Here is a 26,898-nt window from a genome sequence, read left to right as displayed (position 1 = left end):
ACCGGTGGACGGCACCGAGCCGTGCGCTTGAACTGAGAAGGGGGAGGCCTCGCGGTCTCCCCCTTTTTTGCGTTTACGGGCTTTTTGTCTCACATAGTAGCTGTGTTTTATAACCCTCGTTTGTCGCATCTTCTGTGAACGGGCTACAATAACTTAGTCTGTGCGATATGGAGGTGAACATGGCTGAAGCTGGTATCGGCGTTGATATCGTCGAGATTTCCCGTATGAAATCAATTCTTGAAAAGACGCCGTCGTTTGCTCGGCGTGTGTTTACCGAAGAAGAGCGTGCGTATTGCGATGCATCATCGCGTCCCGCTGCTCACTATGCGAGCCGCTTTGCTTCGCGCGAGGCGGTGCTTAAAGCTCTCGGCACGGGTTTTAGTCAAGGCGTGGGTCGCAAGGATGTTTCGGTAACGCGTGATAAACTCGGCAAACCGAAGGCGCTGCTTTCGGGCCGTGCTCTCGAGATCGCTCAAGAACTGGGTGTTGTTGAGGTCGCTCTTTCCATTACGCTTACAGGAGACTTGGCCGTTGCGAATGCCATCGCGATTACCGAAGATGCTCGGCCTAAGCCAAAAGAGGAAAAGGTGAGCACCAAGAAACGCGTAGCGCAGACATTTAAAGAGGCTCGCTCTGTTTTAGATGAGCTTGAGCAGCTGCAGAATTCAGCATTGACGGAGCACCTGGGCGATGCTTCGCAAGATACGCTAGGAGCATAGATGAAACCGGTTTTGAGTACCGAAGAAGTCGTTCGTCTCGAGGATATCATCGAACGCGAAGGGACTTCGAAGGCCGAGCTTATGGAGCTAGCGGGTGAGTTTGCCGCCAACGAGGTCTTGAAGCTCAATCCCGATCGGGTTCTCGTTCTGGTCGGTTTTGGTAATAATGGCGGCGACGGTTGGGTTGCCGCCGATATCCTGAGCCATAAGGGTGTGGACGTGGATATCGTTTCTCCGGTTGAGCCGGATGAGATTCCTGCTGCTCTGGCACGTCATGTTGCTCGTCGTACTGCCGGCCGCGATGTGCACGTTTGCGTCGGCCCCTCGCGTGACGAACTCGAGGTTTTGATCGATAAGGCCGATGTTGTTGTCGATGCCATTTTTGGTACCGGTTTCCACGGAAATCTGCGTGCGCCGTTCTCCATCTGGATTCCTACGGTCAATGAATGCGCCGATTGTGTCGTATCCATTGATGTTCCCTCGGGCCTGAATGCCGAGACGGGCGTTGTTGATGACGACTGCATTCGTGCCGAGCATACGGTGACGATGATTGCGCCCAAGATTGGTCTGTATAGCGCTGATGGTCCTGAGTATGCTGGCGATTTGATCTGCGGCAATCTTTACGACCGTCTTGACGAGGTCATCGATGATGTCGACCACGCCGCCGAGATTGTCGAGCCCGGTGACTTAGTTGATTACTTTGCTCCACTACCTACGAATATCGATAAGTATTCCCGTGGCTCTGTGCTTATTGTCGCCGGATCTGCACAATATCCTGGTGCTGCCATTATGGCGGCCAAGTCTGCAGCTCGCGCGGGTGCTGGTTACGTGGCAGTCGCGGCTCCTGACGCCTGCGCTAATCTTATTCGCATGGCACTTCCTTCGATTCCCGTCTTTGCTATTCCGTCTGATTCCCGCGGCTCCTTTGGCGCCGCTGCGCGCATGACGGTGTGCGAGATTGCAAAGAAGTACAGCTGCGTACTGTGCGGTCCCGGTATGACGACGTCTGCCGGCGCTATGCAGGTGGTTTCGGGCTTGCTCGAGCTTGATGTACCGCTTATTTTGGATGCCGATGCACTCAACTGCCTTGCTAAGATTGCCATTGACGGTATTGATAGTAACCCCGAGATGTATCGTCGCGAGCAGCCGTTGGTTATGACGCCGCACTATCGTGAGCTTTCGCGTCTGGTTGCCGGTGACGAGGTGAACGACCTTGGTACCGCGATTGCAGCCGCGCAGAAGGTTGTCTGGGCTGCAGGCTCCGACAATCTGGTGGTCATTGCCAAGGGGCCGACGACGGCTATCTGTGGCGTTGAGCGTGTGCTGCTGCCACTTTCGGGTCCGGCTTCTCTGGCAACTGCCGGTTCGGGTGATGTTCTCGCGGGTATTTTGGCCGGCACGCTTGCCACCATGCGCGACGAGATGGATCGTTGGGAGTTGCTGTATTCGTACGCCGTCGCACTTCACAGCTACGCCGGTTTTGCCGCGGCGACGGAGTATGGTGAGAAGAGCGTTATCGCGACCGATCTTATCGACTTGATTGGTCCTGCCATGGAGCTGGCAGCAAAGGATGCGCTCGAAGATCTGGGAATCATGGACGAAGGGTCGGATGACTAATCATGAATAAAGCCGATTTGACGCGCTGGTCCTGGGTCGAGATCGACCGCGGGGCGCTCCGTCGCAACACGAGGGCCTATAAGAACTTGTTGAATCCACGTCAGCGCTTGTGTTGCGTGGTCAAGGCCGATGCTTATGGTCATGGAGCTGTTGAGTGCGCCAAGATCATGTATTCGGCTGGTGCCGACATGTTTGCCGTGGCGACGGTTAACGAGGGCGTTGAGCTCCGACAGGGCGGGATTACGAAGCCCATCCTCATCCTAAGCGAGCCGCCTATCGAGGCCATTCCGACGTTGCTCGAGTTTGATATCATGCCTTCGGTCTATACGTCTGACTTTGCTCTTGCGTATGGCGAATGCGCCGTCGCGGCGGGCAAAGTGGGCAAGTATCATCTCGCCATCGAGACGGGCATGAATCGTATCGGCGTTCACTACACGCAGGTGCTCGACTTTGTCCGCGGTATAAATTTCCATCGCGGTATTCAGTGCGACGGCGTATTTACGCACTTCGCCACGGCCGATGAACCTTCGGGCTGGGACTACAAGCTGCAGTGTCAGCGCTTTACCGAGGCCGTTCAGGCCATTAAGGATGCGGGTTTTGAGTGCGGTATCGTGCACTGCGCCAACACGCCGTCCTCGATGCTCGACCCCTCGATGCATTTTGATATGATTCGCGCCGGCGTTGGCTTGTATGGCATGCAGCCGTGCGAGCTGAGTGGCCGCGTGATGCAGCTTGATCCCGTTATGAGCGTCCATGCGCGCGTGACGCGCGTGGCACACCCTGCGATGGGTGAGGGCGTGGGCTACGGCTTTACCTACCGCGTACCGCGTACGCGCGTTCAGATCTGCACGCTGCCGATTGGTTATGCCGACGGCCTATCGCGTACGCTTTCCAATCGTATGGATGTGCTGTATCGCGGCGAGCGCGTGCATCAGGTTGGCAATATCTGCATGGACCAGTTTATGGTCGCCATTCAGTCCAACCCGGCACACGAGATTCCCGAGGCCGAGTATGGTGACGAGATGATCATTGTCGGCCGCGATGGCGATGCCGAGATCACTATGGACGAGATGGCCCGACTGCGCGGAACGATTAACTACGAGGTCGCCTGCGGCTTTGGCATGCGTCTCGACAAGGTCTACGTGTAGGAGCCGCCATGGGCGTCATGCACATCCCCGGCTATACCCATCAGGCACCACGTGAGGTCGCACTCGAGGAAATTGAGGCCGTTCTGGGCGATTGCCACCTCTGCCAGCTCTACCAGTCGCGTCACAATATCGTGTTTGGCGTGGGAAACCCCCGCGCTCGCGTGATGTTTATCGGTGAGGCGCCGGGCCGCAATGAGGATTTGCAGGGCGAGCCCTTTGTGGGGGCGGCAGGCGAGGACCTCAACGGCATTTTGTCGCTGGCGGGGCTCAAACGCGAAGACGTCTACATTGCCAACGTGCTTAAGTGCCGTCCGCCGGGAAACCGCAATCCGCGTCCCGAGGAAGTGCTGGCTTGCTCGCCGTTTTTGCGTGAGCAGATTCGAAGCATCTGGCCCGATATTATCGTGACGCTCGGCAACCCCGCGACGCACTTTGTGCTTAAGACCGAGATTGGCATTACTAAGCTGCGCGGCAGGTTCCACCAGATGGGGCATTTTGTAGTAATGCCCACGTTCCATCCGGCAGCAGCGCTGCGCAATCCGGCGTGGCAGGAGCTGTTGGAGGAAGACTTTAAGATGCTGGGCGACTATCTGGAGCGACATCCCGCACCAGAGGACGCCTCGGAATAATAAGGAGCATATATGTCCCTGGAGCGCCTGGGGGTAGGTACTTACAAAACGACTTGCGCTGCCGATACGGAGTACTTTGGCGAGCTAATTGCACCGTGCCTTGAGGACGGCGATGTGCTCATCCTGACCGGTGGCCTGGGAGTGGGCAAAACTCACTTTACCAAGGGCGTCTCGCGCGGGCTGGGCGATGGGCATATGGTTACGAGCCCTACGTTTGCGCTCATGGCCGTTCACGATCAAGGTCGTATTCCGCTGTTTCACTTTGATCTATACCGCCTGGAGCATGCCTACGAGCTCGAGGATACGGGCATTTTCGATGTGCTGGGCTATGAGGGTGCTTGCCTGCTGGAATGGGGCGAACAATTCCAAGACGAGCTGACGGATGAGTATCTTTCGGTGACGCTCAAGCGTGATGAGGGCGACAGCGATGTGCGAACGATAACGCTCGAGGCGCACGGTGACCGCGCAATGGAGCTTTCCCATTTGATTGATAAGGCTGTACAAGATGAGCTTGCATAACGACAACGCGCTGGTGGTGGCGCTCGATACTTCGACCGACATGCTTGCCTGCGCGGCAAGCTGGATTGATGGGCAGACGGGCGAGACGAAGCTCGTGAGTGGCGACCACATGTGTCGCCGTCACGCCAACGTTGAGCTCGTGAATACCGTTGATGGCGTGCTGGCTCAAGCCGGTCTGGATCGCAGCGATGTTGGTTACTACGTGGTCGGCCGCGGCCCGGGGTCGTTTACGGGTGTGCGCATCGGCATCTCCACTGCCAAGGGCCTCGCGCGCGGTGCCAATGTTCCGCTGCTGGGCGTGTCGACGCTCGACGCTTGCGCTTGGACGGCGTGGAAGGCTGGCGTGCGCGGCAAGCTTGGTATCTTGGCCGATGCTATGCGCGGTGAGGTATATCCGGCGCTGTATATGCTGGTCGATGAGGGTCCCGAGCGTCAATTTGAGCGCGAACACGTGGTCAAGGCCGCCGTGGCGCTCGATGAGTGGCGCCAAGCAGCGGACTGGGACCAGGTTCAGCTGACCGGTGACGGTCTCGTGCGCTATGGCAAGCTGCTGGGTGAGGACGAGACCGCCCGCTGCGTGGAGCGCGACCTGTGGTGGCCTTCGGGCGAGGGGTTGCTGCTCGCGCACGCTGCGGGTGACGGCGATCCGGCTCGCGTCCTGCCGATTTACACGCGCCTTTCTGATGCCGAGGAAAACGAGCGCAAGCGTCTTGGTCTTGCCGAGAGTGCGCAGAGCGAAATTACGGGCGTTGCCGATGAGCTCGCCGGTCGTCATCTGCAGTTCCGTCCCATGGGCGCGGCGGATGCCGAGGGCGCGAGCGCGCTAGAGGCTGCCTGCTTTGAAGGTGCCGGACACAAGGCGTGGACGCCGGGCATGTTCCTGTCCGAACTGGGCGAGGACGTCGCTGCGCCGCGTAGTTGGTGGGTGGCACACGACGACGGCAAGCTGCTGGGCCTTGCCGGCGGTATGGTCGTGGACGGTGATGTGCAGATTCTGGATGTCGCCGTCGACCCGGCACATCGCCGCGAGGGCATTGCCCGCAAGCTGCTGTCGCATGTGAGCTATGATGCCCAGATGCTCGGCTGCACCACGGCTTCGCTCGAGGTCGAGGACGGCAACGAGGGAGCGATCGCGCTTTATAACGCTCTGGGCTTTACCGAGGCTGGCCGTCGCCGCGGTTACTACGGTGTTGGCAAAGATGCCATCGTCATGACGGCTCCGCTGCCCCTGGTGCTTCCGGTCGACAATGCTTCGCCCGAGCCGACGGCGGCAGAGCAGCGCGTATGGCCGCTGCCTGCGCCTGGGCGCTCCGAGGGGGAGCGTGCCGAAATTGAGCGCCGCCGCCTAGTGCTCGCTATCGAGAGTTCCTGCGACGAGACCGCCGTGGCGATTATCGATGCGGATGGCAATATGCTGGCCAACCAGGTGTCGACACAGATTGATTTTCATGCCCGCTTTGGCGGCGTGGTGCCCGAGATCGCCTCGCGCAAACACGTTGAGGTGATTGTGAGTGTCGTGGATGCGGCGCTCGAGGATGCCGCAGCATCGCTTGGTCTTGAGGGTGGAGCCATTGCCCCCAGCGAGCTTGCCGCCGTGGGCGTGACACAGGGTCCGGGCCTGGTGGGCGCCCTCGTGGTGGGCGTTGCCTTTGCCAAAGGCTTTGCCTACGCTGCCGGTAAGCCGCTCGTATGCGTCAACCATCTGGAGGGGCACCTGTTTGCCAACTTGCTGGCGCAGCCCGACCTCAAGCCGCCGTTCATCTTCACGCTTGTCTCGGGCGGGCACACCATGCTCGTGCACGTGAAGGCATGGGGCGACTACGAGGTGCTCGGTGAGACGCTCGACGACGCCGTGGGCGAGGCCTTCGACAAGGTGGCCAAGGCGCTGGGCCTGGGCTATCCCGGTGGCCCCATCATTTCCAAGCTGGCCGAGACGGGCAATCCCCGCGCGATCGATTTCCCCCGTGCGCTTAACAGCAGGGGAGACTATCGTTTCTCGCTTTCGGGTCTTAAAACGGCCGTGACGCTCTACATCGAGCAGGAGACCAAGGCCGGGCGCACGATTCACCTGCCCGATCTGGCGGCTTCGTTTGAGGCGGCTGTCTTTGACGTGCAGTACAAGAAGGCCAAAAACGCATTGCACGCTACCGGATGTAAGGAATACTGCATCGGCGGCGGCGTCTCGGCCAACCCGCATCTGCGCGAGATGATGATCAAGAAGCTTGGGCGTCAGGGGATTCGCGTAACGGTGCCGCCCTTGTCTGCCTGTACCGATAACGCAGCCATGATCGCGGAGGTCGCCCGCCGTAAATTCGACCGAGGTGAAATCTCGCCGTTCGACGTCGACGCCGATCCAAACATGACGTTGTAGCTGGTGCGGCGCGGTCCCCGGACGGAGGGGCCGGATATAAGGTTTCCTGCTCTACAGTCCTGCGCAAGACGAAGGCCACTTAATGTGGCCTTCGTCTTGCGCAGGACTGTAGAGCAGGAAAGTTCATATGCGCCGCCCGGCTCCCGCGGCTCTCAGGGGCATCTCTCATGCAAAAACTGTCGTGGGGTAAAGTCCGAGGTCAGTGGCGTTTAATACCGAGAAATCCAAAAAAGTTGAAAATTCATTACAAATTTGCGTTGACTTTAGGCAACTAAAGTTTCATACTCCTTTTCAACCACTGGGGGATGTGAACACGCACGGATCGTTCGCATCATGATTGAAGAGGATTTCTTAGACATGTTCACGCATCAGCTAAACATTATCAGCGTAGTAATTATCTGATGCGGGTTAGCACATACAGCTAGCCCGTACGATAACGGGCGGCTGATGAAGATGAGGGCCGTCGAGCGCAACCGACGGCCCTCATTTTTTTATGTCTGGGAAGTTCTTTTTAGAGGAGGAAATGTAATGAACGGAGTTTTGCTCATGGTTGTGGCCGCGGCGGTGCTCGCCTGCGGCTATCTGGGCTATGGCCGATGGCTGGCCAACAAGTGGGGCGTTGACAAAGAGGCCCTCACGCCGGCCAAGCGCATGAAGGACGGCAACAGCTTCTCGCCCGTCTCCGCCTTCACTGCGTTCTCGCACCAGTTCAGCTCGATCTGCGGTGCTGGCCCTGTTACGGGTACGATCGTCGCCATGGCCTTTGGCTGGCTGCCCGTCGTGCTCTGGGTCCTCGTCGGCGGCATCTTCTTTGGCGCCGTCCACGACTTTGGTGCCCTGTACGCTTCGATGAAGAACAACGGCAAGTCGCTCGCTCAGCTCATCGAGAAGTACATCGGCAAGACCGGCCGTCGCCTGTTCCTGCTGTTCTGCTGGCTGTTCTGCATCATCGTCATCGCCGCCTTCACCGACATGGTCTGCAAGACGTTCATGTTCACCCCGGCCGTTGACGCTTCTGGTGCTGCTACCGGTGCCATCGACTTCACCAAGTCCTATGCCGCCGGCTGCGCTGGTACCATCTCCATCCTGTTCACCTTCGTCGCTATCGCCTTTGGTTGGGCCCAGAAGAAGTTCAACCTCACCGGCGCTGCCGAGTTCGTCACCGGCGTGGTCCTCATGGTTCTCATGTTCGCCGTCGGTATGCAGTTTCCGGTCTACCTGGATAAGTTCCAGTGGTTCGCCGTCGTCATGGTCTACCTGGTCTTCGCTGGCGCTATGCCCATCCAGATGCTCAAGACCCCGCGTGACTACCTCACTTCCATCATGATGATCGTCATGATCGTCTGCGCTGTCCTCGGCATCGTCGTCCTGGGCGTCAACGGTCAGGCCACTATCACCGCTCCGGTCTTCACCGGCTTCTCCACTGCCTCCGGCATGATGTTCCCGGTCCTGTTCGTCTCCGTCGCTTGCGGTGCTCTCTCCGGTTTCCACAGCCTCGTTTCTTCCGGCACCTCTTCCAAGCAGGTCGAGAAGGAGCAGGACGCCGTCAAGGTCGGTTACGGCGCAATGATCGTCGAGTCCTTCGTCGGCATCCTTGCCATCATCGTTGCCGGCATCATGTTCTCCGATATGAACACCGCCGGTACTGGCGCTCTCAACGCCGGTGTCGCTTCCACCCCGTTCCAGATCTTCGCCGCCGGCATCTCCCGCGGTATGCAGGCCTTCGGTGTTGACGGCACGCTCGCTACCGTCTTCATGACCATGAACGTCTCCGCTCTGGCCCTGACCTCGCTCGACGCCGTCGCCCGCATCGCCCGCACTTCGTTCTCTGAGTTCTTTGCCCAGACCAACGACGCCCTGGCCATCGAGTCCAAGGCCGGCTACATGAAGGTCCTCGGCAACCCCTGGTTCGCCACGGTTGTCACCCTGTTTCCTGGTCTCGCCCTCGCTTTTGGTGGCTATGCCAACATCTGGCCGCTCTTTGGTGCTTCCAACCAGCTGCTCGGCGGTATGACCATGATCACCCTCGCCGTGTTCTGCAAGTGCACCGGCCGCAAGGGTTGGATGCTCTACGTGCCCGTCGTCTTCCTGCTCTGCTGCACCTTCACCTCGCTGGTCCAGAGCGCCATGGGCTGCATGACCGCCGTCCAGGCCTACGGCTTCTTCGGTACCATCCCGGCTACCGCCACCACGGCTGCCGTCTCCGTCGCCGCCACCAAGGGCCTGCAGCTCGTCTTTGCCGTCCTGCTGATGGTCCTGGGCCTCATCGTTGCCGTCAACTGCCTCAAGGAGTTCTTCGGCAAGGAGGCCGGCTCCATGCCCGACGAGGAGCCCGAGTGGTCCGAGATGGGCAAGGCCGAGTATGGTCGCGCTGCTGCCGCCGAGGCTCCTGCCGACGCTGAGGCCGCCAAGGCTTAGTCGATTGGACGGATTGAATCCTCCATCTCTATGACTCGGAAAGGCCGGGTCCGCAGAACGCGGGCCCGGCCTTTTTTGTAAAGAAGGGTGATGCCGGGGTGTTCTCGCAGATGTTTTGCGTGGATGGCGGCGCGCGTTGTACCATATGGACGTATATGTGTGCATATGAAAGGGGCCCCGTGGCCAAGACGGTATATTCCGATAACCAACAAAATGTCGATGCTCTGGCTGAGCGTCTGAGCGGACAAACGTCGCTTTCTGCCGAGCGGGCAAAGCTGGTTGCCTACGACCTGCTCTGCCGCAAGGCGCTCAAGATCAAGTCGAGCGCGCTGGCGCAAATCTTCCGCTCCGTGGATAAGGAGTGCGATACCAAGGCGATGCGCGATGAGCTTATCGCGGCAAAAATCGTTACCAAGATCGAGGGTAGCGGCATTAACGGGCGCCCGGCGTTCTATACCATCAATGCCGAGATTCGCGATGCCCAGGAGCAGCCTGCCGAGTCCGTCGAGGATTTTGTCGTCGAGGATCCCGCTGACGTGCCTGCTGTGGAAGAAGTTGCCCCGCGTGAGCATGTCGATACCGATGAGTTGCTCGATGAGAACGTCGTGCGTGCCTTTACGGCCAAGGCAGGACGCGGCGGTTTTGGCGGGGGTGGCAAGCGCGATGCGCAGCGCCGCGCCCAGCAGGAGCGCTTCCGTCGCGCCGTTGCTCAAAAGGGTGAGACGGATGCCGAGGCTGTTGAGACCGAGGTTGCTGCCGAGTCGCAGAAGCCCACGAAGGAGCAAAAGCCCGTGGAGGCCCAAGAGCCCAAGCGCCGTCGCGGTGCTCACTTTAAGGCTGCACAGCAGGATGCCGCGCGTGAGGTTGAAGAGTCTTCTGAGGTTGCAGACGATGTTGAGGAGTCTGCCAAGAAGGCTCCGGGTTCATGCCGTCCCGGACGTGGTTTTGCGGGGCGCGCGTATCCCGTAAGGCGTCAGGAGAAGAGCGAGCCGGCTTCGACCACTCAGGGCGAGAAGGACGAGAAGACCGTTGAGCCGGCGGCTCGCGAGCAGAAGCCTGTTGAGCCGCAGCTTGAGGTTGATGCCGAGGCCAAGGGCCAGCAGCCTACTGATGAGCAGGCGGAGCAGGGCGCGTCGAGCAAGCCTCGCCGCCGTCGCCATCGTGGGGGCCGCAGTTCCCATGCCGAGACTGCAACCGAGAAGACCACGCCGCAGAACGAGGATGCGAAGGCCGAGGTTTCTTCGGGGCAGCCTAAGCGCCAGCCGGCGAAGGAGAGCAAGTCCGTTCGTCCGCAGAAGCAGGCGTCTATGCCGAAGCACGAGCGCAATTCCCAGGGCGATTCTAAGCGCAAGTCTCAGAAGAAGCCGGAGTCTGCCGCAGCAGATACTGCTGCCCAGCAGCCCAAGTCGTCCGTCCACGGCGAGGTCTCGGCGTTTGCCCTTGCCCGCGTTTTAGGCAGGCAGCTGCTCAAGGTCGTTCCCACGCCAATGGCGCTCTCCAAGATTAAGGAGCAGCAGACACAGATCGTAAAGGTCGAGGGCAAGGACGGCAAAAAGGCTCCGCAGCGCACTCAGCACAACGAGATGTCCAACCGCAAGATTGCCGAGGAAATCGCAATCATCCAGGCTTGGATCGAGCAGAACCGAGGTGCCGATACGCCGGTTGCCTCGCGCCGCCAGCGTGCCTACCAGATCTTTAACGACGAGAAGGCTTTTGACGGCAAGCACGGTGAGCGCCTGATCAGGCGTATGACCGAAAAGGGCATCAGCATGCAGGCGATCAAGGTCGCCCCCAATCGCCCCGTGCACTTTACGGGCTTTTTTACGCTGGGAGCCGACAAGCCGTTCATTATGGTCGAGAACCTGGACACCTACGACGAGATCGTCAAGCTGCTGCGTGGCCGCAAGCACGCCAAGCTCTTTGGCATCAAGGTGGGCGGCGTGATTTTTGGCGGCGGATGCAAGGCGAGCGTCTCGCATGCCCTGGACGATTATCTGGCCGAGATTGGCTATCGCTTTAACTACGTCTACTACGTGGGCGATATCGATCGCGAGGGCGCGCGTATCGTCGAGCAGACTCGCAATGCCAATGTGGTTGAGATTCGCCTGCATGCCGGCATGTATCGCGCTATGCTCGCCGAGCATAAGCGTCGCGTGAAGGCCGGCGGCGAGTGCGAGCCCGCGGCTGCCAACCAGGGCGTGCCGCAGAACCTGGCGGCGACAATCAAGGATCTGCCCATGGTTACGCGCGTGCAGTTCCGCAACGTGCTGCGCGAGGGCGGGCGCATTCCGCAGGAGATTCTGATGACCGCAGACTATCGGGATGGCGACTCGGGAAGCTTCGACCGCATGCTGAATAACTAAATTCCGCCGGCCCCGGGAGAGCGGGGACACCGGCTTAGGTTTCCTGCTCTACAGTCCTGCTCACGACGGAGGCCACATTAAGTGGCCTCCTGTTCGTGCGGAACTCGCGATAAACCTAAGCCGGTGTCCCCGCTCTCCCGGGGCCTGTGGTTACCTGGTTGTTGCATGCGGCTCGCTTTTCGGAACTGGGCTGATATTTTCTTGATGTTAGGCGCTCTTGGTCCTAATGGGCTTGGGGCGCCTTCGCGTTTCCTCAGCTCCGCACCCTTGCGGGTTCGAATCCCTCCGCATGCCCACAAGAAAGCGCCCTGGGCCGTTATGGGCTCAGGGCGCTCAATTTTAATGGCTGGGACGGAGGGATTCGAACCCCCAACAGCCGGCACCAAAAACCGGAGTTCTACCGTTGAACTACGTCCCAATGTGTGGTGTTGCCCAAAAGCAACTCGTTTAGTTTACCTAATCTGCGAGGGCATCGCAAACGCCATCGAGCAGGCGTACGGCGAGTGTCTGCGCGTCGCTGGCCGTGAAGGTGCCGTTGTAGCGCGTCATGCCCGTGAGCTCAATGCGAATGCGTGCCGGCTTCTGCTGCGCGGCGACATTGGCAGTGCGGATGCGCTGGGCCAGGTTGTGGCACTCGGCGAGGGCGATCGTGGCGCGCGGCGCTGCATCTGCGGGCAGCTCATCGCTTGCGATCTCGAGCACTAGGTCAACGTCGGTTGGGACCTCGGAGTCGCAGAGCATCATGCCGCTGTTGTCGGTCGTTGCCGTGGCGATATTCCACATGCGCGACGCAACACTGCGTGCGATGGGGTCCTCGCCGATAACGGCAATCTGGAAGCGCTCGAGCACGTTGGCGGCGCGAGCAAAACCGATGCGGGACTCGGCTTCGGTGACCGAGGGCTTGCCCTCCCACACATGGTGCAGGCGGTTGATGTAGGCGTAGGTGTCCTGGAAGGCCATGCCGTCGGCAAACAGGCCGACATTTTCCTGGAACTGCTGCAGGGCGGCCTCGGTATGCGGACCAAAGTAGCCGTCGTCTTCGCCACAGGCAAAGCCCAAAACGTTGAGAGCGCGCTGCAGGGCCTGCACATCGGCGCCATGGAAATTGGGCATGCGCAGATAGAGAGTGCGGTCGCCCAGCTTATACGAAGCGTCTACAAGGGCGCTCCAGCAGGGGATATCGACGGCATGACCGGCAGCAAGGCCGCTGTCGAGCCTGAAGGTGCTGACGGCCTGCTCAGTGGTGGCTCCAAAGTACTTGTCGGTGACTTCGGCGGCATCAATCGTGTAGCCGAGCTGCAGGAGACGAGACTGCACGTCCTCGACGGCTGCTCCTTGCATGCCCGTTGTAATAGGTTCCATGAACGAACCCCTTTCGGCGTACCATTCGTACTATTTGAGCGTCTGTCGGATAGACAACGCAAAGGGATGCATAAACATGCACTCAACAGTGTAGCAAGTTGTGCCTAAATACGCTGCTGACAGGTTTTATAACCCCCGTTAGTTAAGACGCTCCACAAAGAAATCTGCCATGGAGAGGAACAGCTCGCGTGCGTGCGGATCAAGCTCAACGTTCTCGATGGCCGCTTTGGCCTTAGCGGTCAGGTCGAGCGCGTAAGTGTGGGCGTAATCGATGGAGCCGGTCTCCTGGAAGATCTCCACGGCGCGTGCGAGCTGCGCGGGATCATCGGTGCCTGAGGAAAGAATCGCCTCGACCTCGTCGTGGTGGCGCTCATCAGAGAGGGCGTGTACGGCGACAAGCGTGCGCTTGCCCTCGGTGATGTCGGTGCGGAAGTCCTTGTTGGCGGCTTCCTTAGTGCCGACAAGGTTGAGCAGGTCGTCCTGAATCTGAAAGGCGAGGCCTGTGTGTAGGCCAAAGGCGCGCAGCGCTTCGATTTGCTCATCGCTGCCGCCGCCGATAATGGCTCCGGCGGCAAGCGGCGTGGCTCCGCTGTAAAACGCGGTCTTGTGCGTCGCCATGTCCAGGTAGTCATCAACCGAGATATCAAAGCGCCCGTCACGGACCCAACCCAGGTCGAGCGCTTGACCCTCGATGGTGCGGACGATCATCTCGGTAAGCTCGTGGAGCACGCGCAGCTTCACGTCGGACTCCAGCGTGGGGTCGTCGAGAACCGTCTTGGTGACCATGGTGAGCGCCAGGTCGCCGCAATTGATGGCAAGGCCCGTGCCCTCGGTAAGGTGCATGCAGGGCTTGCCTCGACGAAGCTGTCCGTTGTCGGCGATGTCGTCGTGGATCAGCGCGCCCGACTGGAAATGCTCGATGGCTGCCGCGGCGCTGCGGGCGCTCTCAAAGCTACCGCCCACTGCGGTTGCGGCGAGCATGCAGATAAGCGGGCGGTGGCGCTTGCCGGCGTTGGCCGTAAAAGCCGAGAGCGGCGCGTACAGGTAGCGCTCGATATCGGCAGAGGTCGCCTGTCCGTCAAAGAACGTGGCCAGATAGTCGTTAATCTGGTCAAAGTGCTGGGCTAAAAAGCTGGTAAACGGACTGGACACGGGTTCTCGCATTCTTTCTGAGGTTGCGTTGATGCAATATGCAGACAACATATTGCCACATTAAGGCGTTTGGCGCGGCAGTTTTGGCGATTTAGGACAACGGGCGTGCGTTTGATGGAGCGTGCCTAAATCAGCCTAAAATGCTCGAGCGCCGCAACGACACCGTCGTGATCGACGGTGTCGGTCACGTAATCGGCCTTATCCTTGAGATAGTCCGGTGCATTGCCCATGGCGATACCGACATCGACGGCGTTCATCAGCGAGACGTCATTGCTGGCGTCGCCGATGCCGTATACGGTTCCGTGGTGGGGATCGAGGGCGTCGAGTACAGACTGGATGCCCCCGCGCTTCGTGCATTCGCGGGGCGAGATTTCGGTTACCTCGAGTTCGAGCTCGTTAAAGCACAGCAGCGGCTCAAGTGCCTTATCTTGAGCGATGTGGTTGGCGAGCGATGTAGACATCAAGATCTTGTAGACACTGTAATGTTGCAGCTGCGTGACTGCGTCGCCCAGGGTGCGCGCGTATCCGGGAGCATCGGGCGCATCGGCACTCATGCGCACGACGCCGTTGAGGCCCTCAAAGCGGATGACCTCGCCCGATTGCTCAAGGTAGGGGGCAAGACGCTGCAGCATACTGGGCGTCATCGACAGATCGCGAATTGTGTGTCCGTTGATCTCGGCGTAACCGCCCGCAAGACAGACGATGCCGGTCCAGGGCAGCTCAAGAAGTTTGGGGTGGATGCAGCTCAGGGTACGTCCCGTGCAGATAAAGGCCATGTTGCCGTTGGCGACAAACTCGCGGATTGCCTGCGAAACCGCCTCGTTGGGATAGGGGGAGAGGTCCCGCTCGTCTTCGGGAAGGTCTTGGGCGAGCCTGGGGTCTTGCCAGGCGAGCGTTCCGTCGATATCGAAGAAGCAAATATTGCCGCGCTTATGGGCCGCGCTGGCGGCAGGGGAGGCCGAGGTGGTGGGCACAAATTCCGGCTCGAGGCCCATGATCTGGTCAAAATGCTCTTTAACGCGGGGAACGGAGATGCCGATAATCACCTGGGCGGTCTTGCCCGTAATGATGAGGCCCTTGGCGCCCACCGCGACAAACGACGCGTTATCTGCAACGATGGAAGGGTCTGCGACCTCGACGCGCAGGCGCGTGGCGCAGTTGGTTGCGCCCACGATATTGCCAACGCCACCTAAAAGCTGAATTACCCGCTCAGCGAGGACGTGATCTTGATCGGATCGACTATTGACCTCGTCATTGGGAGATTGCTCTTTGGCAAAGCCGCTTCCCGTTAAACAATCGATTGCCGCGCGATTGGCGACATGATCCTCGCGGCCCGGTGTCTTAAGGTCATAGATCAAGATGAGTGCTCGAAAACTAACAAAAAAGATGAGGCTAAAGGCAAGGCCGATACCGAGTGCCAAAAGATAGGCACCGGCATGCGTGCGCATGAGCGGAATAAAGTTGAAGGCTGCCATCTCCATGAGGCCGCCCGAGAAGATGCCGACGATGCCAAAGAGATTCATGGCTGTGGCAAGGCAAGACGATAAGACGGCGTAGAGCAAAAAGAGCCCGGGGTGGGTGAACATAAAGAGAAACTCGAGTGGCTCGGTAACGCCGCAAACCACCGAAGCGATGATGGCGGGAACAAGGATGACCCTGAGGCCGGCGCGGCGCTCGGGTTTTGCGGTGGAGTAGAACGCGGCTGCGATGGCGGGAAGGCCAAAGAGCTTGACCCAGCCGGTGGCGGTAAAACCGGCCCACGGCGCAAGTTCATTAAGGGGGCGCGTGCTATGGGAGAGGATGGGGAGCAAGCTGCTCCACGTGGCGTAGATGCCGTCGTTAATGACCAGGTTGTCGTAGTAGATCGGCATGTAGAGCAGGTGGTGCAGCCCCATGGGCTCGAGCGCTCGCTCCAAAAACACAAAGATGCCCACGCCAAAGGGTCCGACGCTCGTAAGTGCATGGCGCAGCGTTTCGGTCATTGCGTATACGGAGGGCACGATGGCGGCCGAGATAGCGGCAAGGGCAAACACGGCAAAAAAGCTGATGAGGTAGACCAGCGAGGAGCCCGAGAAGGTGCCGAGCCAATCGGGAACCTTGGCATCGTAGAAGCGGTCATGGATGGCGACGACGGTTGCCGATACCACCAGCGGGCCGATAATGCCGGTGTCGAGCGTCTTGATGCCGTCGATGACGGTGATACCGTTGGCGGGGGTCAAAGATGACGGGTACTTAAGCCCAAGGTTGTCTCCGCTCAGCTTAATGATCTCGCTCAAAAAGAAGCAATAGGCAAAATAGGCCACGAGTGCCTCGAGGCAGCAGCGTGCCGGTTGCTTTTGGGCAAGACCGATAGGCAGCGCTACGGCAAAAAGGAGCGGGAGGCGCTTAAAGACCGTCCATGAGCCGCGCTGGATGATAGCCCAGAAAACGTACCAAGGGGTTCCGTATACGGCTAGATCGCCGACGATGTCCGCAGTCGTTGCGAGAGCGGAGACGCCGACCATGAGGCCCGATATAGAAAACAGCATGGCGGGAGCGAACATTGCCCCGCCAAAGCGTTGGATTTTTTGCAGCATGTTCTGCCTTCCGAATATCGAGGCGCGTTGCGCGTGGGGAAACGTTTAAACAATGGATTCATTGTAGAGGACCAGACGATTGTTGTGCCGGCAGTTTTGAGCGAAACCGATTTGGGCACGACAGAAACCGTCAACGGTTAAATCCTGTCGCTTTACCGATATTCGGTTTAAACAACTTTAAGAAATGCTATCGTGCCTAGCCGGAAATAAATAATGTAGAGGTGAAACAATGCCAAAAGCGATATACGAAGGAATCTACCGAGAAATACGCTCGCGCATCATTAATGGGACCTATGCGTTTCAGGAGATGCTGCCAACCGAAGCCGAGCTGACCGCGGAGTTCGGATGTACTCGCAATACCGTCCGTCGCGCCTTGGGTATGCTGGCCGACGGGATGTTTGTGCAGCCCATACACGGCAAGGGCGTGCGCGTTATTTGGCTTAAGGGCGAAACCGACATGTTGGGCGCACTCGAGGAAGTTGAGTCGTTTGGCGAATTTGCAAAGCGCAACAATGCCGTTGCATCGACGGACGTTAAGTCTTTTGAGCATTTGATTTGCACCGAGCAGCTCTCTCGTCGCCTGGGCTTTAAGGTGGGCGAGGAGTTGATTCGCGTGGTGCGTGTCCGAAGCCTTAACGGCAATGCGCGCCAAGTAGACCATGGTTACTTTTTGGAGTCGATCGCCAAGGGTCTGACGCCCGAGATCGCCGCAAAGTCAATTTACGACTATCTGGAGCACAAACGCGGCGTCAAGGTGATGGCGAGTCGCCGTACAGTGAGCGTCGAGCTTGCCAACGATGAGGACTGCAGCTACTTGGACCTTGGCAAATACAACTGTGTCGCCGTCATGGAGAGCCAGTCGTACACCTCGGATGGCATCTTGTTTGAGGTGACGCACACTCGCACACACCCCGAGATCTTCCATTACCGCGTCAATTCCAAGCGATAGCCGGCTAGCTCGCAGCCTGACGAGACTCATGCCCTCAAAGAGAAAACGCCCGGTCAAACCGACGACGCATCGGCTTGACCGGGCGTTTTCTCTGCATTCGATAACAAATAATTGTTTATACAAAACTTGTCAAGTATCAAGTTGAAATTACCGTTCACCGAAGTTTTTCTACCGCTCTAGTAATACTTGTTCAAACAACTAGCCAAATAGCGTATCGTACAAATCAGCAAAAGGGGCAAAGTCCCCGAGCCAATCTCCGAAGGCGGCGGCAAAGGGTGCCGCCACGGTGTGAAAGGGTGGATTGTAATGAAGAACGAAATGAGCAGAAGGCAGTTCCTGGGCTTTGCTGGTTCCGCGGCTGCGGTTCTTGGTCTGGGTCTCGTGGGCTGCGGTGGTTCTGCCGGCTCCGGCTCCTCTGCTTCTGGTGACGCTGCCGAGGTCTACTTCCTCCAATTCAAGCCCGAGGTCGACAAGGAGTGGAAGGAGATCGCCAAGGCCTATAAGAAGGAGAAGGGCGTCGAGGTCAAGATCGTGACCGCTGCCTCCAACACCTACGAGGAGAAGCTCAAGTCCGAGATGTCCAAGAGCTCCGCTCCGACCCTGTTCCAGGTCAACGGCCCCACCGGCCTTAAGAACTGGAAGGATTACTGCGCCGACCTGTCCGATACCAAGCTCCGCGGTGAGCTCATTGACGACTCCCTGGCTCTGCAGTCCGATGGCAAGGATCTGGGTATCGACTGGGTCCAGGAGAGCTACGGCATCATCTACAACAAGCAGCTGCTCGAGAAGGCTGGCTACAAGGCCGAGGACATCAACTCCTTCGACAAGCTGAAGGCTTGTGCCGACGACATCCAGGCCCGCAAGGACGAGCTTGGCATTGAGGGTGCCTTCACTTCTGCTGGCATGGATGACTCCTCCAGCTGGCGCTACACCACCCACCTCGCCAACCTCCCGCTCTACTACGAGTTCGAGAAGGAGCACAACCAGGAGGACGACGAGATCAAGGGCGAGTATCTCGACAACTTCAAGCAGATTTTCGACCTGTACATCACCGACTCCACCTGCGATCCTTCGCAGCTTGCCTCCAAGACCGGCGACGACGCCACCAACGAGTTCGCAACCGGCAAGGCCGTCTTCTATCAGAACGGCTCCTGGGCCTACTCTGACCTCGTCAAGGCCGGCATGACCGACGATCAGATTGGCATGATGCCCATCTACATCGGTGTCGACGGCGAGGAGAACCAGGGCCTGTGCTCCGGCGGCGAGAACTACTGGTGCGTCAGCTCCCAGGCTTCCGAGGATGCCCAGAAGGCCACCGAGGACTTCATGTATTGGTGCGTCACTTCTGACACCGCCACCAGCATCATCGCTGACAAGATGGGTCTGACTGCCCCGTTCAAGAGCGCCAAGGAAACCACCAATGTCTTCTCGCAGCAGGCCGTCGCCATGGCCAAGGACGGCAAGAAGACCGTCGCTTGGGACTTCGTCTACATCCCCTCTGAGGAGTGGAAGAAGAACCTCAAGCAGGCTCTGATCGCCTATGCTGCCGACAACAGCAAGTGGGACGGCGTCAAGAACGCCTTCGTCGATGGCTGGAAGACCGAGAAGGCTGCTTCCGAGTAAGTAGTTGCTGCCCAAGCTATCTGATTAGCGACAGGGGGCGGGCAGACGTTGGTTTGCCCGCCCCCTGCATATTGAAAGGACCCTTCTATGGGCAAAGCACTCAAGCGCTGGTGGCCGCTCTTTATGCTGCCCACGTGCCTGGCGTTTATGATCGGGTTCGTGATCCCCTTTATCCAGGGCTTCTATCTCTCGTTCTGCCAGTTTATTACCATCAACAATACGCACTTTGTCGGTATCGAGAACTACGTGCGCGCACTGTCCGATCCGCAGTTTGCCACGTCGTTCTTCTTTACCGTGGCGTTTGCCTTCCTGTCGACGGTGCTCATCAACGTGATCGCCCTCGCCATTGCGCAGGCGCTCACCCGCAAAGCGCTCAAGGGCACCAATATCTTCCGTACGATCTTCTTTATGCCTAATCTGATCGGCGGCATCGTGCTGGGCTACATCTGGCAGATTCTGATCAACTGCCTACTCTCCAACGTGGGCGCCCAGCTCATTGCCCTTAACTCTGCTGCTGGCTTCTGGGGCCTTATCATCCTGACCCTGTGGCAGCAGGTCGGCTACATGATGATCATCTACATCGCTGGTCTGCAGTCCATTCCGTCCGACTACATCGAGGCCGCCAAGGTCGACGGCGCCACGGCATGGCAGACGTTTTGGAAGGTTAAGATCCCCAATCTGATGCCGACGATCACCATCTGCCTGTTCCTGTCCATCACCAACGGCTTTAAGCTGTTCGACCAGAACCTCGCCCTTACCGGCGGCGCTCCCGCACACTCCACCGAGATGCTCGCCCTGAACATCTACAACACGTTCTACTCGCGTGCTGGCATCGCATGGCAGGGCATCGGTCAGGCCAAGGCAGTTATCTTCTGCATCCTGGTCGTCGCTATCTCCATGATTCAGCTTAAGGCCACGAGGTCCAAGGAGGTGCAGCAGTAATGAAACGCGATAAGGCTATCAACCGCGCGCTCTCGATTTTCTTTACGATCCTGTCGCTCGCATGGATCTACCCCGTGTTCATGATTGCGCTTAATTCTTTTAAGAAAGCGACCGCAATCAGCACCACCACGGCATTCGATCTGCTCACGCCCGAGACGTTCAACGGCCTCGCAAACTACATGCACGCCCTTAACGAGCAGGGCTTTGCCTCGGCATTTATGTACTCGCTCATCATCACGGTCACGTCGGTCGTGCTGATCTTGGTGTGCTGCTCCATGTGCGCTTGGTACGTGGTTCGTGTCAACAACAAGATCTCGAACTTCTTCTATTACCTGTTCGTGTTCTCGATGGTCGTGCCCTTCCAGATGCTCATGTTCACGCTGTCCAATCTGGCGGACCGCATCGGCTTCAACACGCCGTTCAACATCTGCTTTATCTACCTCGGCTTTGGCGCGGGCCTGGCGGTCTTTATGTTCGCCGGTTTTGTAAAGAACATCCCGCTCGAGATCGAGGAGGCGGCCATGATTGATGGCTGCAACCCGGTCCAGGTGTTCTTTAAGATCGTCCTTCCCATCATGAAGCCCACCTATCTTTCGGTCGGCATCCTCGAGACCATGTGGGTCTGGAACGACTATCTGCTGCCCTACCTTACGCTCGACTCCACCAAGTACAAGACCATTCCTATCTTGATCCAGTACTTCCGCGGCGGCTACGGCCACGTCGAGCTCGGCCCCATGATGGCCTGCATCATGATGGTCGTTATCCCCATCGTTATCATGTACATCCTCTGTCAGAAGTACATCATCGACGGCGTGGTGGCAGGTGCCGTCAAGGGCTGATGCCGTAACTGTTTTGCAAGTTTCTGCGGCGCCCCTCAGCGCGGCGCCGCGTATCGAAAGGTAGAGACATGGCCGAGATCGTTCTCAAACATGTTCAGAAGGTGTATCCCAACAACGAGTCAAAAAAGAAGGGCTTCTTTGGCAAAAAGAAGAAGACCGAGGAGAAGAAGCACAACCTCAAGGTTACCGAGGACGGTGTGCTCGCTGTAGAGGACTTCAACCTCACCGTTCACGACCAGGAGTTCGTCGTCCTCGTTGGCCCCTCTGGCTGCGGCAAGTCCACGACGATGCGCATGGTCGCCGGCCTGGAGGACATTACCTCGGGCGATGTGTTCATCGACGGCAAGCGTGTCAACGACGTGGCGCCCAAGGACCGCGACATCGCCATGGTGTTCCAGAGCTACGCTCTGTACCCCAATATGACGGTGTACGAGAACATGGCATTTACGCTCGAGCTCAAGAAGGTTCCCAAGGACGAGATCGACCGCAAGGTTCGCTCTGCTGCCGAGATTCTGGGCATTACCGAGTACCTCGACCGTAAGCCCAAGGCGCTCTCCGGCGGCCAGCGCCAGCGTGTCGCTATCGGCCGCGCCATCGTGCGTGACCCCAAGGTCTTCCTGATGGACGAGCCGCTGTCCAACCTGGACGCCAAGCTGCGTAACCAGATGCGAGCCGAGCTCATTAAGCTGCGTCACGAGATCAAGGGCACCTTCATCTACGTTACTCACGACCAGACCGAGGCTATGACCCTCGGTGACCGTATCGTGGTCATGAAGGACGGCGTTGTCCAGCAGATCGCCACGCCGCAGGAGGTCTTCAACCATCCCGCGAACATCTTCGTCGCCGGTTTCATCGGCGTGCCGCAGATGAACTTCTTCGATGCCCAGCTGGTGCGCTCGGGCAACGGCTTTACCGTCAAGACCGAGGATATGAACGTGGCGCTCGCCCCCGAGACTTGCGCTCAGCTTGCCCTCAACTGGAACGGCGGCGACGTGAAGGAGATTACGGCCGGCGTGCGTCCCGAGCAGATCCTGCTTGCCGACAAGGGCGAGGAGGGCGCGCTCCAGGGTACCGTCGAGGTGACCGAGCTCATGGGCTCGACCGAGCATGTCCACGTGACCGCTCCCGACGGCCAGTTTGTCCTGATTATCCCCGTCGTCGACCTCGAGGCCAAGGGCGCGCTCAAGGCTGGCGACACCATCTGGTTCAAGTTCGAGAAGAACGCGACCCACCTCTTCGATAAGGTCTCTGGCAAGAACCTTATCTAGGCCCGGTGCATCCAGGCCCTCCCTTTGGGCGACTGCGGTATTGCCATCCTTTTGCCGCGGTCACATATAAGGCTCCCCTCCCGTCCACTGGGCGAGAGGGGAGCCTTTCTTTGTGTTGGGATTGTCTGACCGGTCGTTTGTCTCGATCTGTAACGGGTAGGGCCGATTTCGGACGTTAGATGTTACAGATCGAGACGGTTCCGCTGAGCTAACCATTTCATCTAAATCTGTAACACCAAAGGTGAATTTCAGCTGCTAGATGTTACAGACTGAGATAAACCCAAGGGAAGGGGCCGGTATGTCTCAATCTGTAACAGCTGGGACCGTTTTGGTTGAGTAGTTGTTACAGATTGAGATTGTTTGGTCGAGTCGGGTCACAGGGTAACGTGCGGGCACAAAAAACGGAGCCGTGTTGCCACGACTCCGTTTCTCAAGAGGATGGGTAAGGGAAGCGAATTAGTTCAGGTGCCAGATCTCGTCGTTGTACTGGGAGATGGTGCGGTCGGACGAGAAGGTGCCGGCGTTGGCGATATTGATCAGCGTCTTGCGCATCCAGGCGTCCTGGTCCTCGTAGTCGGCCAGCACGCGCTCCTTGGTCTGGATGTACTCCTCAATGTCGAGCAGGGCCATAAACCAGTCCTTGCCCTTAATGTCATCGTGCAGGCGCTGCAGGCGCTCGGCGTTGCCGGTCGCCATAAAGGCCGGGTTGGTGATGAAGTCCACCAGCAGTTTAATACCGGGCTTGCGGTAGAGCACACCGGCGTCATAGGTGCCGTCGGCATAGAGCTGCTCGACCTGCTTGGACGAGGCACCAAAGGTGTAGATGTTCTCGTCGCCCACGAGCTCGACAATCTCCACGTTGGCGCCGTCAAGCGTGCACAGGGTTAGGGCGCCGTTGAGCATGAACTTCATGTTGGAGGTGCCGCTCGCCTCCTTGGAGGCCAGGCTGATCTGCTCGGAGATGTCAGCGGCGGGGATCACGCGCTCGGCGGCGGTGACGTTGTAGTTCTCGATCATGACAACCTGCAGGTAGGGAGCCACGTCGGGGTCGTTTGCAATCCACTGCGACAGCGTCAGAATCAGATGGATGATGTCCTGCGCGATAGTGTAGGCAGGCGCCGCCTTGCCGCCAAAGATGATGGTGACGGGGTGCTTAGGTCTGTTGCCGTTCTTGATATCGAGGTACTTCCAGATGATGTAGAGCGCGAGCATCTGCTGACGCTTGTACTCGTGGATGCGCTTGACCTGGACGTCGATGATGGCGTTGGAGGGAATGGTCACGCCCTGCTCGAGCGCCATGAACTGGCGCATGATGGCCTTGGCCTCGACCTTGGTGGCGGCCAGGCGCTCAAGAACGTCCTTGTCGTCGGCGAACTTGGCGAGTTTGCTCAGATCGCCGGTGCTGCGCCAGTCGGTGCCGATCACATCGTCGAGCAGGCTGGCGAGCGCGGGGTTGGCCCCATGGATCCAGCGGCGGAAGGTGATGCCGTTGGTCTTGTTGGAGAACTTCTTGGGATAGATCTCGTAGAACGGATGAAGCTCGGTGTCCTCCAGGATCTTGGTGTGGAGGGCGGCTACGCCGTTGATGGAGAAGCCAAAGTGGATGTCCATGTGGGCCATGTGGACGGTGTCGTGCTCGTCGATGATGGCGACGCGCGGGTCATCGTGCTCGGCCTTCGCGATCTCATCGAGCTTGACGATAATGTCGGCGATGGCAGGGGAGACCTTCTGCAGGCTGGCGAGCGGCCACTTCTCGAGCGCCTCGGCAAGAATCGTGTGGTTAGTGTAGGCGACCATGGAGCGTACGATGGTCACGGCCTCGTCAAACTCGATGCCATGCTCGGTGGTGAGCAAGCGAATGAGCTCGGGGATGACCATGGTGGGGTGCGTGTCGTTAATTTGGACCACGGCATAGTCGGCCAGATCGTGCAGGTTGCTGCCGCGCTCGACGGCCTCGTCGATCAGGAGCTGGGCGGCGTTGCTCACCATGAAGTACTCCTGATAGATGCGAAGTAGGCGGCCCTGCTCGTCGGAATCGTCGGGGTAGAGGAACAAGGTGAGGTTCTTGGCGATCTCGGTCTTGTCGAAGTCGATGGAGCTGCCGGGGACCAGGCCGTCGTCGACGCTCGCCAGGTCGAACAGGCGCAGGCGGTTCTTGGTGGGCTGGCCGTAACCGGGCACATCGATGTTGACGAGCTTGGAAGTAACGGCAAAATCGCCGAACTCGACGGTGTAGGAGCGGTCATCGTCGACTAGGATGTCCTGCTCACCGAGCCACTCGTCGGGGACGGCCTTCTGCTGGTTGTCGACAAAGCGCTGACGGAACAGACCGTAGTGATAGTTGAGGCCCACGCCATCGCCGGTCAAGCCCAGCGTGGCGATGGAATCCAGGAAGCATGCGGCCAAGCGGCCCAGGCCGCCGTTGCCGAGTGACGGCTCGACCTCGAATTCCTCGATCTTGTTGAGGTCGTGGCCTGCGGCGGTGAGCTGGTCCTTAACCTCGTCGTAGATGCCAAGGTCGATCATGTTGTTGATGAGCAGCTTGCCGATCAAAAATTCGGCGGAAATGTAATAGAGCTTTTTCTTGCCGTTGTTGAGCGGGCAGGCGGCGGAGCGCTCCTGCACGAGTTTGACCAGCAGCTTGTAAATGCGACGGTCGTCGAGCTGCTCGAGCGAGGTGCCAAAAGACTGCTCGGCGAGTTCCATGAGGTTAATTTGGGGCATGTTTTCTCCTGTGATGGGTTGTTTCATGTCTGCAATTCATAAGAAGCCCGCGCGAGGGGATTGGGGTGGCCTCGCGCGGGAAAAGCAAGCGCGTCCGCACGGTGGGGAGGGGTTGGGCGCGGTAGCTCCTATTGAGGAAGCTCGATTTCGGCTTCCGACGGGATGCGGAAGTAGGTCTCGGTCCAGTCGGTGAGTTTGTGCTCGAGCTCGCGGGTGATGGCGCCATCGAGCATGCGCCAGGTCCAGTTGCCGCCCAGCGTGGCAGGGGTGTTGATGCGCGCCTCGTTGCCCAAGTTGAGCAGATCCTGCATGGTGTAGATGCACGTGTCGCTCACGCTGGCGGCGATGGTGCGATTGAGTGCATCTGCCATGGGTTCGCCGGCCTGCTGATGGGTGTACAGGGCTGCCTGCTCACGTTGACGCGGGGTGGCCGTTCCCTCAAACCAACCGCGCGCCGTCTCGTTGTCGTGGGTGCCCACATAGGCGACGGTGTTGGCGATGTAGTTATGCGGCAGGTAGTACGAGTTGGTGCCCTCAAAGGCAAACTGCAGGATCTTCATGCCGGGGAAGCCCGAGTTGTCGCGCATGTCGATGACGCCGGGGGTAAGGAAGCCCAGGTCCTCGGCGATGATGGGCAGCGTGCCGAGCTTTTCCTCGAGCGTCTTGAAGAACTTGAGGCCGGGCCCCTGCGTCCACGAACCGTAGGACGAATCGGGCGAGGAGAACGGCACCTCCCAATAGGCCTCGAAGCCGCGGAAGTGATCCAGGCGGATGACGTCGTACATGTCGAGTGCGGCACGGATGCGGCCCTCCCACCAGGAGAAGCCGTCGGACTCCATGGCGTCCCAGTCGTAGATGGGGTTGCCCCAGTACTGGCCGGTGGCCGAGAACTGGTCGGGCGGCGTGCCGGCGACGCTCACGGGATTGCCGGCGGCATCGATCTTAAAGAGCTCAGGCGTCGCCCACATCTCGACGGAGTCACGCGAGACATAGATGGGCAGGTCGCCGATGATGAGAATGTCGCGCTCGTTGGCATAGGCCTTGAGGCGGCTCCACTGGCGATCGAAGAAGTACTGCGTCATCTGGTGGTAGAGCATACGCGCCGGATGGTCGGCGCAGACCTTGGCGGAAGCCTCGCCGCGGGTGCGGAGCTCCGCGGGCCACTCCCAAAACGCCTTGAGACCGCACTCCTCTTTGACGGTCATGAACTCGCAGTAGGGAATGAGCCAGTCCTCGTTGGCCTGGATAAAGTCATCGAAATCGGCCGGCTTGTCGGCAGCAAAGCGCTCAGCGGCGCGGTCGAGAATCTGACGGCGGCCGCCAAAGATGGCACCGTAGTCGACATTGCTGGGGTCGGATCCCAGATACACGCCATCGATATCGCGCTGCTCCAGATACCCTGCCTCGATAAGCTCGGCAAAGTCGATAAAGTTGGGGTTGCCTGCGCGGGCCGAGAACGACTGATAGGGCGAATCGCCATAGCTGGTCGTCGTAAGGGGCAGAATCTGCCAGTAATGTTGTTTGCACGAGGCGAGAAAATCGACGAAGTCGTAGGCATTCCAGCCAAAGCCGCCGATTCCGTATGGTCCGGGCAGAGATGAGACGGGCATGAGGACGCCGCTTGCACGCTCCATGAATGCGCTCACCAACCTTCTTGTTGTGGGGTCGGCCTGCCGATG

General features: G+C 58.9%; 18 protein-coding genes and 1 tRNA gene. 13 read left to right on the top strand and 6 right to left on the bottom strand.

Going from position 1 to position 26,898, the window contains the following annotated elements; all coding sequences use genetic code 11:
• The first annotated feature begins 179 nt into the window (after positions 1-179).
• The 8 genes from acpS (at position 180) to JMJ97_RS04750 (ending at position 11,784) form a co-directional block, all read left to right on the top strand.
• Positions 180-719 carry a holo-ACP synthase gene (gene acpS, locus JMJ97_RS04785; RefSeq protein WP_006235843.1) on the top strand — a complete coding sequence of 180 codons (540 nt, stop codon included), beginning with the start codon at positions 180-182 and terminating at the stop codon, positions 717-719.
• Entirely contained in the window at positions 720-2,336 is a 1,617-nt protein-coding gene (locus JMJ97_RS04780; protein ID WP_082222952.1) for an NAD(P)H-hydrate dehydratase, read from the top strand.
• 2 nt (positions 2,337-2,338) lie between these two features.
• Complete coding sequence (alr, locus tag JMJ97_RS04775) at positions 2,339-3,484, top strand: alanine racemase (protein WP_035137770.1); 1,146 nt, start codon at positions 2,339-2,341, stop codon at positions 3,482-3,484.
• A gap of 8 nt (positions 3,485-3,492) precedes the next feature.
• Positions 3,493-4,113 carry a uracil-DNA glycosylase gene (locus JMJ97_RS04770; RefSeq protein ID WP_260699346.1) on the top strand — a complete coding sequence of 207 codons (621 nt, stop codon included), beginning with the start codon at positions 3,493-3,495 and terminating at the stop codon, positions 4,111-4,113.
• A 12-nt stretch (positions 4,114-4,125) separates the two neighbouring features.
• Positions 4,126-4,632: a tRNA (adenosine(37)-N6)-threonylcarbamoyltransferase complex ATPase subunit type 1 TsaE gene (gene tsaE, locus JMJ97_RS04765; RefSeq protein WP_006235849.1), complete on the top strand. Its 507-nt coding sequence runs from the start codon at positions 4,126-4,128 to the stop codon at positions 4,630-4,632.
• Positions 4,619-7,003, top strand: coding sequence for a tRNA (adenosine(37)-N6)-threonylcarbamoyltransferase complex transferase subunit TsaD (gene tsaD / locus JMJ97_RS04760; RefSeq protein ID WP_260699345.1), 2,385 nt, complete (start codon positions 4,619-4,621; stop codon positions 7,001-7,003). Before tsaE ends, tsaD begins: the two co-directional genes overlap by 14 nt.
• 528 nt (positions 7,004-7,531) lie before the next feature.
• On the top strand, positions 7,532-9,421 hold the full coding sequence (locus JMJ97_RS04755; protein WP_260699344.1) for a carbon starvation CstA family protein: 1,890 nt from the start codon (positions 7,532-7,534) through the stop codon (positions 9,419-9,421).
• Between the two features lie 179 nt (positions 9,422-9,600).
• Positions 9,601-11,784 carry a hypothetical protein gene (locus JMJ97_RS04750; protein ID WP_260699343.1) on the top strand — a complete coding sequence of 728 codons (2,184 nt, stop codon included), beginning with the start codon at positions 9,601-9,603 and terminating at the stop codon, positions 11,782-11,784.
• 343 nt (positions 11,785-12,127) lie between these two features.
• Here JMJ97_RS04750 and JMJ97_RS04745 read toward each other — a convergent pair.
• From JMJ97_RS04745 to JMJ97_RS04730, 4 genes are all read right to left on the bottom strand, one after another.
• Positions 12,128-12,202, bottom strand: a tRNA-Gln gene (locus tag JMJ97_RS04745).
• 38 nt (positions 12,203-12,240) lie between these two features.
• Positions 12,241-13,146: a peptidoglycan-binding domain-containing protein gene (locus tag JMJ97_RS04740; RefSeq protein ID WP_022094145.1), complete on the bottom strand. Its 906-nt coding sequence runs from the start codon at positions 13,144-13,146 to the stop codon at positions 12,241-12,243.
• A 138-nt stretch (positions 13,147-13,284) separates the two neighbouring features.
• Positions 13,285-14,298 (bottom strand): polyprenyl synthetase family protein, encoded by a 1,014-nt coding sequence (locus tag JMJ97_RS04735; RefSeq protein ID WP_260699342.1) that lies wholly within the window; start codon positions 14,296-14,298, stop codon positions 13,285-13,287.
• Between the two features lie 125 nt (positions 14,299-14,423).
• Complete coding sequence (locus JMJ97_RS04730; RefSeq protein ID WP_260699341.1) at positions 14,424-16,874, bottom strand: PTS transporter subunit EIIC; 2,451 nt, start codon at positions 16,872-16,874, stop codon at positions 14,424-14,426.
• A 229-nt stretch (positions 16,875-17,103) separates the two neighbouring features.
• On the opposite strand from JMJ97_RS04730, the gene JMJ97_RS04725 reads away from it, so the two are divergent.
• The 5 genes from JMJ97_RS04725 (at position 17,104) to JMJ97_RS04705 (ending at position 22,495) form a co-directional block, all read left to right on the top strand.
• Positions 17,104-17,823: a GntR family transcriptional regulator gene (locus JMJ97_RS04725; protein ID WP_260699340.1), complete on the top strand. Its 720-nt coding sequence runs from the start codon at positions 17,104-17,106 to the stop codon at positions 17,821-17,823.
• Positions 17,824-18,129: 306 nt separating this feature from the next.
• Entirely contained in the window at positions 18,130-19,446 is a 1,317-nt protein-coding gene (locus JMJ97_RS04720; RefSeq protein ID WP_195568732.1) for an ABC transporter substrate-binding protein, read from the top strand.
• A gap of 87 nt (positions 19,447-19,533) precedes the next feature.
• Positions 19,534-20,388 carry a carbohydrate ABC transporter permease gene (locus tag JMJ97_RS04715; RefSeq protein ID WP_055285610.1) on the top strand — a complete coding sequence of 285 codons (855 nt, stop codon included), beginning with the start codon at positions 19,534-19,536 and terminating at the stop codon, positions 20,386-20,388.
• On the top strand, positions 20,388-21,227 hold the full coding sequence (locus JMJ97_RS04710; protein ID WP_148346643.1) for a carbohydrate ABC transporter permease: 840 nt from the start codon (positions 20,388-20,390) through the stop codon (positions 21,225-21,227). Before JMJ97_RS04715 ends, JMJ97_RS04710 begins: the two co-directional genes overlap by 1 nt.
• Positions 21,228-21,295: 68 nt before the next feature.
• The gene (locus tag JMJ97_RS04705; protein WP_260699339.1) at positions 21,296-22,495 is read left to right on the top strand and encodes an ABC transporter ATP-binding protein; all 1,200 of its coding nucleotides are present in this window, start codon (positions 21,296-21,298) and stop codon (positions 22,493-22,495) included.
• Between the two features lie 456 nt (positions 22,496-22,951).
• Here JMJ97_RS04705 and glgP read toward each other — a convergent pair whose 3' ends face one another.
• Positions 22,952-25,219 (bottom strand): glycogen/starch/alpha-glucan family phosphorylase, encoded by a 2,268-nt coding sequence (gene glgP / locus JMJ97_RS04700; RefSeq protein ID WP_260699338.1) that lies wholly within the window; start codon positions 25,217-25,219, stop codon positions 22,952-22,954.
• Positions 25,220-25,347: 128 nt separating this feature from the next.
• Positions 25,348-26,865, bottom strand: a complete 1,518-nt coding sequence (gene malQ / locus JMJ97_RS04695; RefSeq protein WP_260699337.1) for a 4-alpha-glucanotransferase — start codon at positions 26,863-26,865, stop codon at positions 25,348-25,350.
• Positions 26,866-26,898: the final 33 nt, after the last annotated feature.

Source organism: Collinsella aerofaciens (assembly GCF_025289055.1).
Lineage (GTDB): Bacteria > Actinomycetota > Coriobacteriia > Coriobacteriales > Coriobacteriaceae > Collinsella.
Note: the sequence above shows the minus strand (reverse complement) of the source record. Positions and strands in the feature narration are given on the sequence as shown.

Coding starts and splice junctions, on each gene's coding strand:
- acpS (WP_006235843.1), top strand. CDS start 180: ATGGCTGAAGCTGGTATCGGCGTTGATATCGTCGAGATTTCCCGTATG.
- JMJ97_RS04780 (WP_082222952.1), top strand. CDS start 720: ATGAAACCGGTTTTGAGTACCGAAGAAGTCGTTCGTCTCGAGGATATC.
- alr (WP_035137770.1), top strand. CDS start 2,339: ATGAATAAAGCCGATTTGACGCGCTGGTCCTGGGTCGAGATCGACCGC.
- JMJ97_RS04770 (WP_260699346.1), top strand. CDS start 3,493: ATGGGCGTCATGCACATCCCCGGCTATACCCATCAGGCACCACGTGAG.
- tsaE (WP_006235849.1), top strand. CDS start 4,126: ATGTCCCTGGAGCGCCTGGGGGTAGGTACTTACAAAACGACTTGCGCT.
- tsaD (WP_260699345.1), top strand. CDS start 4,619: ATGAGCTTGCATAACGACAACGCGCTGGTGGTGGCGCTCGATACTTCG.
- JMJ97_RS04755 (WP_260699344.1), top strand. CDS start 7,532: ATGAACGGAGTTTTGCTCATGGTTGTGGCCGCGGCGGTGCTCGCCTGC.
- JMJ97_RS04740 (WP_022094145.1), bottom strand. CDS start 13,146: ATGGAACCTATTACAACGGGCATGCAAGGAGCAGCCGTCGAGGACGTG.
- JMJ97_RS04730 (WP_260699341.1), bottom strand. CDS start 16,874: ATGCTGCAAAAAATCCAACGCTTTGGCGGGGCAATGTTCGCTCCCGCC.
- JMJ97_RS04725 (WP_260699340.1), top strand. CDS start 17,104: ATGCCAAAAGCGATATACGAAGGAATCTACCGAGAAATACGCTCGCGC.
- JMJ97_RS04720 (WP_195568732.1), top strand. CDS start 18,130: ATGAAGAACGAAATGAGCAGAAGGCAGTTCCTGGGCTTTGCTGGTTCC.
- JMJ97_RS04715 (WP_055285610.1), top strand. CDS start 19,534: ATGGGCAAAGCACTCAAGCGCTGGTGGCCGCTCTTTATGCTGCCCACG.
- JMJ97_RS04710 (WP_148346643.1), top strand. CDS start 20,388: ATGAAACGCGATAAGGCTATCAACCGCGCGCTCTCGATTTTCTTTACG.
- JMJ97_RS04705 (WP_260699339.1), top strand. CDS start 21,296: ATGGCCGAGATCGTTCTCAAACATGTTCAGAAGGTGTATCCCAACAAC.
- glgP (WP_260699338.1), bottom strand. CDS start 25,219: ATGCCCCAAATTAACCTCATGGAACTCGCCGAGCAGTCTTTTGGCACC.